General features: G+C 38.3%; 14 protein-coding genes. All 14 read right to left on the reverse strand.

From position 1 onward, the window contains the following. Positions 1 to 76 precede the first annotated feature (76 nt). Positions 77 to 277 (reverse strand): Fe-S cluster assembly protein IscX, encoded by a 201-nt coding sequence (iscX, locus tag FTU75_RS09640; protein ID WP_078189615.1) that lies wholly within the window; start codon positions 275 to 277, stop codon positions 77 to 79. 121 nt (positions 278 to 398) lie between these two features. After that, on the reverse strand, positions 399 to 950 hold the full coding sequence (locus FTU75_RS09645) for a phosphatase PAP2 family protein (RefSeq protein WP_180115846.1): 552 nt from the start codon (positions 948 to 950) through the stop codon (positions 399 to 401). 190 nt (positions 951 to 1,140) lie between these two features. Next, the gene (locus tag FTU75_RS09650) at positions 1,141 to 2,418 is read right to left on the reverse strand and encodes a glycosyltransferase family 4 protein (RefSeq protein WP_373685862.1); all 1,278 of its coding nucleotides are present in this window, start codon (positions 2,416 to 2,418) and stop codon (positions 1,141 to 1,143) included. A 119-nt stretch (positions 2,419 to 2,537) separates the two neighbouring features. Next, complete coding sequence (locus FTU75_RS09655) at positions 2,538 to 3,011, reverse strand: sensor histidine kinase (RefSeq protein ID WP_180115848.1); 474 nt, start codon at positions 3,009 to 3,011, stop codon at positions 2,538 to 2,540. 475 nt (positions 3,012 to 3,486) lie between these two features. Then, complete coding sequence (locus FTU75_RS09660) at positions 3,487 to 3,897, reverse strand: hypothetical protein (protein ID WP_180007213.1); 411 nt, start codon at positions 3,895 to 3,897, stop codon at positions 3,487 to 3,489. A 13-nt stretch (positions 3,898 to 3,910) separates the two neighbouring features. Beyond that, a complete protein-coding gene (locus FTU75_RS09665; protein ID WP_180115849.1) occupies positions 3,911 to 6,220 on the reverse strand; it encodes a fimbria/pilus outer membrane usher protein in 2,310 nt (769 codons plus the stop codon). Between the two features lie 5 nt (positions 6,221 to 6,225). Continuing rightward, complete coding sequence (locus FTU75_RS09670; RefSeq protein ID WP_180093362.1) at positions 6,226 to 6,954, reverse strand: molecular chaperone; 729 nt, start codon at positions 6,952 to 6,954, stop codon at positions 6,226 to 6,228. A gap of 91 nt (positions 6,955 to 7,045) precedes the next feature. Continuing rightward, positions 7,046 to 7,546, reverse strand: coding sequence for a hypothetical protein (locus FTU75_RS09675; RefSeq protein ID WP_078192670.1), 501 nt, complete (start codon positions 7,544 to 7,546; stop codon positions 7,046 to 7,048). 837 nt (positions 7,547 to 8,383) lie between these two features. Further along, positions 8,384 to 9,208 carry a hypothetical protein gene (locus FTU75_RS09680; protein WP_257223756.1) on the reverse strand — a complete coding sequence of 275 codons (825 nt, stop codon included), beginning with the start codon at positions 9,206 to 9,208 and terminating at the stop codon, positions 8,384 to 8,386. A gap of 114 nt (positions 9,209 to 9,322) precedes the next feature. After that, a complete protein-coding gene (locus FTU75_RS18455; RefSeq protein ID WP_257223757.1) occupies positions 9,323 to 9,454 on the reverse strand; it encodes a hypothetical protein in 132 nt (43 codons plus the stop codon). Continuing rightward, a complete protein-coding gene (locus tag FTU75_RS09685; protein WP_180115851.1) occupies positions 9,451 to 9,927 on the reverse strand; it encodes a hypothetical protein in 477 nt (158 codons plus the stop codon). The genes FTU75_RS18455 and FTU75_RS09685 overlap by 4 nt, the downstream gene beginning before the upstream one ends. Positions 9,928 to 10,444: 517 nt before the next feature. Then, positions 10,445 to 11,461, reverse strand: coding sequence for a ketol-acid reductoisomerase (ilvC, locus tag FTU75_RS09690; protein ID WP_078192867.1), 1,017 nt, complete (start codon positions 11,459 to 11,461; stop codon positions 10,445 to 10,447). 109 nt (positions 11,462 to 11,570) lie between these two features. Beyond that, a complete protein-coding gene (ilvN, locus tag FTU75_RS09695; RefSeq protein WP_078189625.1) occupies positions 11,571 to 12,062 on the reverse strand; it encodes an acetolactate synthase small subunit in 492 nt (163 codons plus the stop codon). Next, a complete protein-coding gene (locus tag FTU75_RS09700; protein ID WP_078192673.1) occupies positions 12,059 to 13,786 on the reverse strand; it encodes an acetolactate synthase 3 large subunit in 1,728 nt (575 codons plus the stop codon). Before FTU75_RS09700 ends, ilvN begins: the two co-directional genes overlap by 4 nt. Positions 13,787 to 14,239 lie beyond the last annotated feature (453 nt).

Raw genomic sequence — 14,239 nt, forward strand, 5'->3', positions numbered from 1 at the left:
TTTGCCGCATTATACCGAATAATGCGCTATTTTCTGCTTTTGCTATACAAAAAAATTGCTTTTTTCGATGTAGGGATTAACTTGCCTCATCAATCCAGGCCATTTGAATTCCCTCAAGCAGACCTTCAGTCGACTTTTCAGGGTCATCAGTGAAATTTGGCAATGCACATACCCATGCATGTAGGTCAGTAAAGCGAATCCATTGCGGATCAACATCAGGGTGAGCTTCATACAGCTCAATTGCGATATCAATGGTATCTGTCCAGCGTAAACCCATGGGTCTTCCTAACATCGTCTATAGAATGATGGCTTACTTTAACAAATTTCAGCAATTGGACGTGATAAACCCTTTTAATTTTTTTATTACCAGATTTTGCAATTAAGATCTCCACATCAAACTATAAAACCAAACCAAAAAGAGGTGCACAGAGAATAATCGCCGCACCCACTGCAGCACCTATAGCAGCACCGACAGCAACATCACTCGGGTAATGCAAACCTAAGATCATGCGAGATAATGCCACCAATAAGCTAAAGGGCAACATTAAGACCAACAACATGGGTTGAATATAGCCCAGCACTGTTGTTGCCATAACCGCATGTAGAGTATGCCCCGATGGAAAACTAAAATGATCTAGAGGGCGTTCACCTAAGCGAATCACTTGATGCACTTGGTACGGTCTTGGGCGCACAGTTTTCTTTTTGAGGAGTTTATAGATCGAGGTGCCGACTGAACCACCTAGTAATACATAAACGATTTGCAAACTGTAAGACATGCCCTGCACGATCCAGACCGTCGCCAACATGACATACCAAAACACACCATCACCAAGTCGACTCACCATTTTAAATATATCAGCCACAACTTGTTGATGTGAAAAATGATTGAGATAAATACAGCCTTTTAAATCGAGGTGCAGCATTCTTGTTTTTGCATTTTTAAAATTCATCGCTAATCTCCTATCTACAGTCAAAGCCTGACTGTGTTGGGGTTGAGCTAGATTTGTGTTGTTATTTTTACAAGTTTAGTTCTGTGTTTGACTCAGCTTAGGTTCTCTTTTTGACAGTGCAATGATGCTTTGATGACAGTTCAATGAATATTGGTTATGAGGATGCTCAACCAGTATATAACCAATAGCGCTAGCTCCATTGGCTCATCATGGCTTGATCCACCACGCGATATAGCGCTTGCTCAAATTGCTGTACAGGATATTGCCATCCGATTTTAGCAGCGTCTTTTGCCGCCTCGATGCCCATTGTTTTTAATTTAGCGCGTTGCGGCAATTGTTGCATAAGACGAATAAATTCATCGGTTCGAGATAAATGACACAACCATCCCGTTTGCTGATTTCTCACGTACAGTTGGGCACATGCGGCATTATATGCAATCACCGGCAATCCGCTGGCCATTGCCTCCAAAACCACATTACCAAAGGTCTCAACCTGACTTGCGAAAACAAAAACATCCGCACTGGCGTAGGCTTCCGATAAAGCCTGACCACTTAAACTTCCCATAAAAATAACATCTAGGGATTTTGCCAATTGCATTAATCGTTCACAATCTGGCCCATCACCTACAATGACCAATTTCGTTCGTGCACCCATGGCCAACATCGAACGATAGGCTGAAATTAAAACATCCACCTCTTTTTCAGGAGATAACCGACCGACATAGAGCATCACGCGGGTATGTTCATCTGCTTGCCACTGTTGTCTCAGTTCTGCTCGATAATGTGAGGGAGAAAATCGACTATGGTCCACACCTCGTCCCACCACCACCAATGGACAACTAAAACCTAATCGATGCAAGGCATCTGCAGTATCTTGGCTCGGGACACAGGTGAGTTGAGTATTGTTATGAAACCATCGTAAATAATGCTGTACAGGCTTCATTAAAAACGCTAAATCAAAGAAACGACTAAAGTCATGAAAGGCCGAGTGAAAACCACTAGACACAGGGATGTGTAAAGAATGCGCCAATTGAAGCATGGCAAAACCCAAAGGCCCTTCAGTGACTATATGCACAATGTCGACTTGGGCTTTTTTTAAAGCTTTACTCAGCTTAATTAGTTGCGGCCAGCCAAATTGTAAACCTGAATATTTAGGAATCGACTGCGCTCGAACCAAACACTCTTGATCAGGTTTGAAATCCTGACAACTTTCGGACTGTTCAGGACGTATTAAAAATATTGAGTTGCCTTGTTGCTGCAAGCCTTTACACAACTGCAATAAAGAATGTGCAACACCATTAATTTCTGGCGCCCACGTATCTGTCACAATGGCGATTTTTAGACCTGGACGGATTAAGGTTGAGACCGTTTGCACATCCATTCGTGATTGCATATGCTTAAACTGGAACTGAAATCGCGCAGGTTCATCCTGCATACGCCCCAAATCGTTAGCCGATTCTGTCATGATCTTACATGCTTCTTATAAATGTTTATCCACAGTTTAAGCAGCAGTTTTTTGCATTTTGATGATTATTTGATGACAGTTTGTTGAAAAAAATTGACTAATTTCTTCTACAAAATCATGATTTATCCGTAATTTTTAATCACTTTTAAAATCGTCTGACCCGCACGAGAAGTGATTTGCATATCTGCGTTCATCCGCTCTAAACGCCCACTCATACTACGAAGCCCCACACTCAAACCGGCTTGATTGACCAGATCCACATCAAACCCCACACCATTGTCTTCTACTTCCATTATCAATGCCGAGTTTTCATAATAAATCCGAATCTGCACCACGGTCGCATGACTATGCTTCACAATATTGGTAGATGCTTCTTCAGCTACACGCTGTAAGCTTAGACATTCCAATGGGGTAACATCCACTTCCCATTTCGCAGGAACTGACCATTTAGCGTGTATATCGAGCTCATCAAATAACTGATTAAAACAGTGCCCAAAGGATGCCATCCATAACAAAGGGGTTTCAGGCAGTTTGGTGCCCAAACTAGAACCGCTATCAATGATCTGTCGTAAATCATCTCTTAAAATTTTCAACATCGATAAAAATTGTGGATTGGTCAGATCTTTGGCGCTCTGCTCAGTCTATGCCATTAATCGCAATGATCGAGCTGAGCCATCATGTAGGTCATGTGCTATTTGAATACGCTCTTGCAAGCAAGTATTTTCCATTTCCAACTGATAATGATTGTGTAAAATGTGTATTTACTCTCATTTGCTTGTGTGACCAGTGTGGCCAAAGTGCCATTAAATTTTTCAATTCGTCTTACACTTTTAGTCAAGCGTAGTGCAAAAATAATCGCCACACCCAAAGTAGTTTTCGGGGAAGCATATGCTGAAATCAAATTTCCTTCATTTCTGACTTTATACGCATAGCAGAAAATTAAGCTACTTAGATTAAAGCCCAAGATTCACCTAAATTTCTTTCCTCAAGCTTCAATCTAGCGGTATGAACGAAATCAGCACTCCGCATATAGCTACCTTGGGCTTGAAATAAATTTTGTCGCTAAGCAACTCAAAACACCATATTTACAAAGACTGTATCGCGGTAGATTCCTGCAGGTGTCGTTGCATTCACTCGCTCCACCAAACGCACAGCAATCACATAGTTATTTTTGCCAGCGCCTTGCTCTGTAGAAACATTCCACAGATTTTCCATCGCACCTGAAACAGTCATCCGTGTTTTGAGCTTAATCGGGCCATTCGTCACAAAACTACTGCCCGAAGTATCCTGCAAATTACGGCTATTAAAGCGTATGCGGTATTTACCGGAACAATCGACACTAAATGAACTTGCCGCTTGACTATTATAGTAATTCGCCAAGCGCATATTGGTTTCACTGATTCGTCCCATTTCACAACGACTCGGCGCTGCAAATGTCATTGAACTAAATAACGCTGCTGAGATGAGTAAAATACTTTTCATTGGAAATACTCCTTTATTTACACTTCAATGTAATTAATTCAGGAGTTTGGTTTTCTACCTTTTTCGGCACTGTTAACGCTGTTTGGCAAGATCGACCACCACTGGTCCTCACCGTCAACTTGTAGTAGCCTTCAACCAAACCATATAACATTACCGTGCCATCTGAACCCACTGGATAAACATCAGCTTCTGGGGTATCAATTGCAACTTCACTTCCTGCCACAAATTGATGACCTTGTTCATCCAATATTTTGACCAATATTTGTTGTGTATCAAATACTGAAAAATTAATGTTATAACCACGCTGTCTTAATGCGACTAAACGATGTGCAGCATTCGGAACTTTGCTTTCGATCGGCAATTGGTTTTCATCGAATGAAATATCGTAATTAATATAAGGAACGATATCGTGTACAAAGGCATAGCCTTTTTTATTGGTTTTCGCGACTGGAGACATTGATCGCATGACATCAATATCTTCACGACCACCAACATTCACTAAAGCAAAGGCATTATCGACAAAACTGGTCAATGCATATTGACCGCCCAACCACACCATAGCACCACGGTAGCCAACCTGGGTTGTTGAATCATTTTCACTATAGAGATGACTTAGGGTTAAATCCCCAACATCAGTGGACAAACCACCATAGGCATTTAATACCGTTTCATCATTACGATAATCCACACCGAGCGCATAATTTGCACCATATTCACCAAATGCATTTTGGATGAAACGTACACCGCCGGATTTATTGGTACCTGCATCAGCCTGAATACGTTTACCACCACCAAAATTATAAGAAAATGTAATAAAGGCACCTGAGTCATCGCTATCACCAAATTCTTTAAAGTAATTGGCGGTATACATTAAATTCTGTGTAATTTCGCGGCTCACACCTACAGTGAGCATTTTGCGATCCTCTAATTCAAATAAAGGATCATTAGATTCATACTGGGTTTGTTCGATATAGTTCAGGTTTAAATTTTGAAAGAATGGAAAATTAGCAAAACTTAAATACGCCATATTTTCAAATTTTGGAAAAATATGATTATCTTCATAGCCCAACGCCCGATAATCATTTGTAGCGTAGCGTGAACTCACACCAAAATTGAGTTTCCCAAAATTACGACTGATAGCCAAACCTGCAGAATAACCATCGTCATTATCGGTTTTACTGCCTAAAAAAATACTGTCTAAAACAAACCATCGATTGACCGCTTGCGTCCATAGCAGTCCTGCATTTTTTACTTTGTCACTATAGGTAGCACTTGCACCTAAAGTGGTACGACTGGTAACACCTCTACGCCAATAGGCTGAACTGAAAAAATCGCGATAATCGCTATTTTCTTCGTCATAACTGAAGCGTAGTTTCCCTAATGATATGTTGTAATCATTTAAATCTTCTTTAAGCAATTTACTACTAATTAATACCGGGAAGCTTCTAACAGTAGTATTCCCCAATACATCTTGTACAACCATTTGCGCTGTACCGGCACTTTCAATGTTGGCACCTGTTTGTAAGTTATAATCTCCAGGTGAAATCTTTTTCTGATAAATATTTACGCCATCAATATATAAGTCAACAGTCGAAGGTAAAACCGCACTGCCTTTTAGACTTGGAATATTCCAATACACGAAATCTGGGCGTGACGTATAGTCTGTACCAAAACTCAAACCACCAAATCGCACACCATGAATTAATGCACTATATGCAGAGGTCGTATCACCAATAATCAGTTTGGTCGCACTTTTAGAAAAATCAAACTCAAGACTACTATTTAACCTGACGAATTTTTCTTCACGATAATCATCTCCTTTATTATTTCGATAAAAGGCATTATTTCTTAAAATCCAATTGTCTTTAAACACGCCCAGCTCAGGTAGCACACCAAAATTATTATGTTGAGTATTATTTTCAAAATGCATTTCATAATTAAGAAATGCACCAAAATTTGCAGGCATCGGCTGGCTGATTAAGGTATCAGTTTCTAGCCCAAAGAAATATTTTGATGGAAGATTAATTTTGACGGCTTGCAATTGAGAATCAAATCCAGACTGAATATCTTGATCCGTTACCAAACAAAATGAATTTTTAGTTGCATGTCGTTTCAGAATTTCTACTTTGATTTGCAGCTTATCAAGATCTGCGCACTCTATATAAAACTTGTTATTTTCAGTCAGTAATAATACTTCGCTCTTGCGGTCTACTTCGTTTACCCAAATACTGGTTGGAAATAAATCATCAGGCATATCAACGGCTTCTGCATGAGCAGAATTAGCACATAAAATACAATATAGAAGCAATGTAATTCTGTTCATAGCCACTACTCAACTAAATTAAACTCCAAAGGAGTGTCACCTTTATCTGTTTCCACAACGACTTTATAATTACTAGCGCCTTGTAAAGAAACATTCCCGATGTCGTATTGGTTTTTACCTAATGCCAATAAATATTTCATATCGGAAGATTCAGCGACTGTTTTCTTGCTTTTATCGATGACATAAAGTTTTTGGATTTGAATGTGTGATTTTGCTAAATTTTCAACCTGAATAATGGTGCGACCATTCATTTTTTTGGCAATAAATTTTAAATAAGCGGGTTCTTGTTTGCCGACAAAAAATGGCACATTAATACTTAATAACAGTGCAATTTTCGATTCAGAGTTCGTCACTTGAGGTAGCTCAGTATAAATAATACGCCATGCTTCTTCTTGTTGTAGATTCATACTCTCTACAGATTGAGTAAAACCCACACGAACCATTTGTTTTGAGTTTGGTTTTAGAATGAAATTTTTCGGATTGATAATAATATTGGATTCAGGTGAAAGAATATCTTCACCTGCAGCATTTTGAGTCCATTTAAATGCTTTAGCTTCAAAAATACGTGGTGTCTCATCATCCCCTTTCGATTCCAAAGTAAATGTCGCACTGCGTTGTTTAGATTTATCGGTTAAATATAATTGCACAGGGCTAATTGAAATACCTGCAAATATTTGAGCACTCAATAAGCAAGTCATTAAACTTAATGAAACGACTTTGAATAAACTTTTCATATACTCACCCCAGTACATTTAAATATTATTATCAATTCAAAATAAAAAGAAGTTGACCCTAACTGTGTAGAATCAACTCCCTAAATTTGGATTAGTAAGCTACTTTAATATATAAAGTATCTTTGTATGTACCAGCACGTTGAGTCGCTGAAATTGCAGTTTTTGGAGCAACAGATACTGTGAAGTTATCAACACTCATACCAGCTACAGGTGTAGAGCCGATTGGATAATTCACACCACCTTTTGTAGTCGTGATTTTTGTAGCTACTTTATCAGTAGTCGTTTCATGTTTTACAAAAGTATCTGCACTTGTGCCTGCATTCATTGTAGATAAATTCAGTGTATATGGAGTGTTTGTTGTAACTTGAAAGCTACTAGCACCTGTATAACTGTCTTCAACGAGTTTGATGTCTTTACCTACCAAAAGCTCACATGCTTTCAGAATCTGTAACTCGATGTCGATTTCGCCTTCACACGGCGCACCGCCACATTGTTTAGATTCTTTTTTACCACCAGCGATTGCAGATGTTGCTGGAAGTGCTACGAACAATGTTGCAGATAGTACTGCGGTTAAAATTTTAGATGTAGACATTTCACTTCTCCATTCTCATATGAGATTTATTAGTATGTGCATCAAAGGATATTTATTAAGAAAAACTAATTAATCTTACTTTCCCTAGGTGCTGATTCATTCTTAATCATGTTGAGAAAAAAAGAACCTAATATGGAAATTTCACACGAATATTCATGTAATATTATTTTTTACAAATATTTAAATTATGTGTTTGTAATATATTAAATATTTTTAATTTTTATATTTTTATTTAATTTTTCTCTTTATCCCAAATTTTGGGGATTTTTTTCATATCCCTATTTTTTGGTATATTATATCTAATTGTTTTTATTAAATTTAGTAACATTAAAAATAATATAGGCTGTTACATATTTCATCAAATATTTGTGAAATAGTTCAAAATAATTTTCAAACAAAACAATATTACATGAATATTCAACTATATTAATAGTAAAGACCGATTAAATTTAAATTTTAAATAGAATATTAAATATATAATCACTACTTTCAGGTATGTCTTTTGAAACGCAATACAAGAATTACGTCACCAAATACTGAGCCTTTGTATTAAATTACAGGTTTTGAAACACGTCTTAGTTTCCAATGTTAAGCTTTTGTAAATCATATTTTCTTTCTTTAAATTTCATTTTTTGTTTTTCCTATTTTTTAGAGTCTAACTTATTACATGAATTATCATGTATATTGAAATTCCCTTCCTCTCTTTCAACACTCATTTTACTTTGTTTTTTTTATTCAAAATACGGACCACCTCTTTTAAAACTGCCTGGATTCTTCTTTAGAAAATTCTATAAATAAAAAAAGCCCCAAGTTATGGGGCTTTTTAAAAAATTTAACTTACTCACTGACTGGATAAAGCAATCCTTGATCGACTCGAAAGATTTGACCTGATCCAAAGTCGATCTGCTGCAGCTCTCCTTTTAATTTTGGGAAGCCAACAATTTTTTCCAATTGTGGTGAGCGTTGAAAATTTTTCGTTTTAGGATTGTACATCCAATAAATAAATCGCTTATCTTCTATTTTTCGACCATCAGAAGTGTCTGAGAGTACAACATCATAATATCCATCAAAGTTTACATCTAAGAATCCCATACTATTCCCAAAGGCATTAAAGCCTTGTAATGACTGTAGTACTTTGCCATTTGATTTATTAATCACATCTACGCGTTTTAGAGACTTCCCATAAGGTTGGTCTGCAGATTGCACCCCATAAAACTTAAACAGCAGGATAGGTTTATCTGCAGCTTTAAACGCAGGTTCAAACTGTAGATAACTTGTAGATGGTGGTGCCGTTTGTTCCATCAGTTCAGCTTTAAACGAGCCTGTATTTGCATTCAAGGTTCCTGCCAATCGATAAGCTGTTGCAGCACTTTTTTCAGTCCCAACATTGACTGAATTCAGATCTATAAAATCAGCTTTTTGAGTCCCTTTAAAGTTAATTTGTTTGGGCTCTTGCAGATCAGTCAAAGTCCCGTGCGGATTCCATATACCAGCATACAAATCTAAGAAATAGCGTCCTTCAGTCGAGCGAAGCATCCGCTGCATGGAAATCCGAACATCAGGTAAAGGCTTTAACTCAGGCAGTGTTATATCTGCCTCTTGTGCAAAACTCACCACTGGTAGACAAAGAGCGAGTAAAAGAGAGATTTTTGATATTTTCATTGCAATTACACACTCCATACAGCATGAATAATGCCTACTCTATCACAACCTAAATTCAACACAGATGACACAAATATAGGAGTTTTGAAACCACCTACAACTCAAATCATCAGATTAAATTGGAGTCGCTTTTAAAGCCCAAGTTTCCAAATCTAATGAAATACATTTCAAACCAATATTAAATTGAATACATAGATCTTTCAGCAATTCAAACTGATCTACCTTATGATCAATTACTAGCTTCACAAGCTCTTGCTTTCTTCTAAGATCAATATGCAATCAATATATGCATTTTTCCCAACATATACTTCAACAAAGGCTTCTTCAGGCAATTTTAACGTATAAATTGGACGCGTTTGCAATTGGACTCTTTGCCAAAGTTGGTCATTGATATATACATGTGTTTTTGTAGAAAAGTGATACCCGAATTGAGCATCGCTAATATTTTTTACAATACGTACTTCCTCTTTGTATGCCCATTCCTGCATTTTATAAAGCAAACCATGCTTTATTAAAACCTCTTCATTATCCCAATTTAAAATATTTGAATTTCCTACCGACATTAATTTTTCAACACTTGCCACATTGGCCTGCTTCGGCGCTGTTTTTAAATATCTCAACTCCCCTTTTGTTGAAGGAATAATAAATTGATCACCATCTTTAAGGCCTGCTTTGCATGTGTCTATTCCGATCACGACACCTTTTTTAACTATCCCCATAATGTGGCCAGATGAGTAGATTTAAAGCAGTTCTAGTCAAACTTAAAATCACATATTTTCTAGAAAACTGATTTCGGAATGCCCTACTGCTACCGATGTCGGTACATCCAAATCATAAAAACCAAAACCAGTGCATTCAAATGGGTCATTAAAATCTTCTAAATGTGAAAACCTAGAGATTTTGTTTTTAAAATCGTTAAAGCAGCTTCAAAACTCACATATTTATATAAAATCATTATTCTAACCCACGCTAATATTGGGTTCCTTGTAGCATAAAACTCAAAAGATAATTAAATAAATTCTTTTCTTTGCTTACGATTTTGTTCGCTTGGATCCAAAGTATGAACGAGTACAAAACATTGTTTTGTACGAAGTACAACGAGGCAGCACACTGTTTTGAGTGACGCGTAAGGAATGAGAGCACTACTTTTCTATTTTTAAGGCAAGTAACTTTAGATATTAAAAAACCCACTCAAAATGAGTGGGTCTTCGTATTCAAATCAATTGATTCAAGAAATTAGTTTTTCTCTTTATCAACGATTTTGTTCGCTTGGATCCAAGGCATCATCGCACGTAACTTGTTACCAGTTACTTCGATACCATGCGCCGCGTTTTGACGACGACGAGCAGTCATAGAAGGATAGTTCAACGCACCTTCTTGGATGAACATCTTCGCGTATTCGCCAGATTGAATACGTTTAAGTGCATTACGCATTGCTTCACGAGACTGTTCGTTGATTACTTCAACACCAGTTACGTATTCGCCATATTCAGCATTGTTTGATACCGAGTAGTTCATGTCCGCGATACCGCCTTCGAACATTAAGTCAACGATCAATTTAAGTTCGTGTAGACATTCGAAGTAAGCCATTTCTGGTGCATAACCAGCTTCAACCAAAGTTTCGAAGCCCATTTTAACCAATTCAACAGCACCACCACAAAGAACTGCTTGCTCACCGAAAAGGTCAGTTTCAGTTTCTTCACGGAATGAAGTTTCGATAATACCAGTACGGCCGCCACCAACACCTGAAGCGTAAGAAAGTGCAACGTTACGTGCATTACCAGAAGCATCTTGGTGAACAGCGATAAGATCAGGTACACCTGAACCACGTTGGAATTCTGAACGTACAGTATGACCTGGTGCTTTTGGAGCAACCATGATTACGTCAAGGTCAGCACGTGGAACAACTTGGTTATAAAGAACAGAGAAACCATGAGCAAATGCTAGCGTTGCACCTTGCTTGATGTTTGGCTCAATTACGTCACGGTATAGTTGTGATTGGAACTCATCTGGAGTCAAAATCATAACTAAGTCAGCTTGAGCTACAGCAGCAGGAACTTCTGAAACTTTAAGACCAGCATTTTCAGCTTTTTTCCAAGAAGTAGAACCAGCACGTAGACCAACAGTTACATCAACGCCTGAATCCTTAAGGTTAAGCGCATGAGCATGGCCTTGTGAACCATAACCAATGATTGCTACTTTTTTGCCTTGGATGATAGATAAGTCTGTGTCTTTATCGTAAAAAATTTGCATTGCTGTCTCCGCTAAAATGCTTTTGTTTCCTTTAACTTGATAACGTGATTCTGTTTGATTATTCACGTTTCAAGTACCTCACCCATAGGAGTGAGGTGAAAATATAAAATTAGATAGTTAAAACTTTTTCGCCACGTGCGATACCTGAAACACCTGAACGTACAACTTCTAGAATTGTATTTTCAGCTAAGGCATCAATAAAACCATCTATCTTTTCAGTTGTACCTGCGATTTGAATGGTATATGTCGTTGGTGTTACGTCTACAATTTGTCCACGGAAAATATCCGCAGTACGTTTAATTTCTGCGCGCGCTGAACCAAGTGCTTTGACTTTAATTAACATCAATTCACGTTCAATATGAGCACCTTCAGACAAATCAACAACTTTAACAACTTCGACAAGCTTGTTGAGTTGTTTGGTGATTTGTTCAATTTTATGCTCATCGCCATACGTGGTTAAAGTCAAACGCGAAAGCGTCGGATCTTCTGTTGGCGCTACGTTTAATGTCTCAATGTTATAACCACGCTGAGAGAATAAACCTACCAAACGTGAAAGCGCACCTGCTTCGTTTTCTACAAGTACAGAGATAATATGTCTCATTGTGTGCGCTCTCCTTTGCCTAACCACATATCTTTCATTGACTGGCCAGCAACCAACATTGGATATACATGCTCTGAACGGTCAACCATCACGTTAATAAACACGCACTTGTCATTGATCGCCATCGCTTCAGCAAGCTTCGACTCGAGTTCATCTGCATGGTCAATTTGAATACCTACATGACCATACGCTTCCATTAATTTAGGGAAGTCAGGAAGTGACTCAACATACGAGCTTGAGTGACGACCTTCGTAGTTCATGTCTTGCCATTGCTTAACCATACCTAATGCACGGTTATTCAAGCATAGAATTTTTACATTCAAGCCATATTGCTTACATGTAGATAGTTCTTGGATACACATCTGAATCGATGCTTCGCCAGTAATACACACTACTTGTTGATCTGGGAAGGCAAGTTTAGCTGCCATAGCATATGGCAAACCTACACCCATGGTTCCTAGACCACCTGAGTTGATCCATTGACGTGGACGTGTGTATTTGTAGTAAAGCGCACCAAACATTTGGTGTTGACCAACGTCTGAAGTAATGATGGCTTGACTATTGGTAATTTTATCCAACGCTTCAACAACTTGCTGTGGCTTCATCGAACCATCAGTTGGTTTGTCATAGTTCAAACCATGAACTTGGCGCCATTCATTGATTTGTTTCCACCAAGCCCCGATATCTTCAGGATTTGGTTTAGACACATTCAATTGTTTTAATTGCGCCAACATTTCAGTCAATACAGGCTCTACTGCACCCACAATTGGGATGTGCGCCATAATTGTTTTTGAAATCGTTGCTGGGTCAATATCAATATGAATGACTTTTGCATTTGGACAGAATTTCGCTGGATTATTGGTTACACGGTCATCGAAGCGCGCGCCTACACACAGAATCACATCTGCATTGTGCATGGTCATATTGGCTTCGTAAGTACCATGCATACCCAACATACCGATGAACTGTTCATCATTGCCTGGATACGCACCAAGACCCATTAAGGTACTGGTTACTGGATAACCCAATAAATGTGCAAGTTCTGTCAACTGTGCAGAAGCGTTGCCTTGAACCACACCACCGCCTGAATAAATAATTGGGCGTTTAGCATGAATCAATTCATCAATTGCTTTACGAATTTGACCTGAGTGACCACGATGCGGCGGTTGATACGAACGCATTTTCACTTTTTCAGGATATTCGTAAGCAAATTTCTCTGCAGGATTCGTCGCATCCTTTGGAATATCAACGACAACAGGACCCGGACGACCACTTGAAGCGATATAAAATGCCTTCTTAATAATCGAAGGGATTTCGCTTGCATGACGTACTTGGAAGCTGTGTTTTACGATTGGGCGCGAAATACCGACCATATCAGTTTCTTGGAACGCATCCTCACCGATAAGATGGCTTGCAACCTGACCTGACAAAATCACCATTGGGATTGAGTCCATATAGGCAGTTGCAATTGGAGTTACGGTATTTGTTGCACCCGGACCAGATGTCACCAGTACTACACCTGTTTTACCTGTGACACGTGAGTAAGCATCAGCCATATGACCAGCAGCTTGCTCGTGGCGCACTAGGTAATGATTGATTTTTTCTTGTTGAAATAGCGCATCATAAATATGCAGTACTGCGCCGCCTGGGTATCCAAAAACATGTTCAACGCCTTCGTCCGCTAAAGCGCGTACGAGCATTTCACCACCAGATAAAAGTTCCAACGTGATTCACCCTAATCTTTTTTCACGCACAAATGGAGGGCATTTGTCGTGGTTAATTCATTAACTGTGTGCTCTGTTATAGCACACAAATTTCATAGTTTTCATAGCAATAAGAAAAAAATCTGACCTGCTTGCTGTTTGAGCAATATGGGGTCTAAAACATGTTGGGATAAACATATTTTGTTGGCTTTGTTCAACGTCTCGGCTAGAGAAGAAGTCCATTGCTAAAATGCACTCATTCGAAGGGTGATCGATCTAAGGCATATAAAACTAAAGACAGCATTTTTGTAGTTTCAACCATTAAAGTCAAGTTTAAAAATCGGCTTTTTTCTGATTACTTACAGACCGTTTGTTTTTTAAGCACCCTCTCTTTCTTCGTATTCTTTGTAGTTTGTTTATTTATAACCAGTTAGCATGTATTTAATAAAATACTTTTATAAATCTAATAAATAA

The sequence above is a fragment of the Acinetobacter sp. YH12140 genome (assembly GCF_013418475.1).
Classification (GTDB): Bacteria; Pseudomonadota; Gammaproteobacteria; order Pseudomonadales; family Moraxellaceae; genus Acinetobacter; species Acinetobacter amyesii.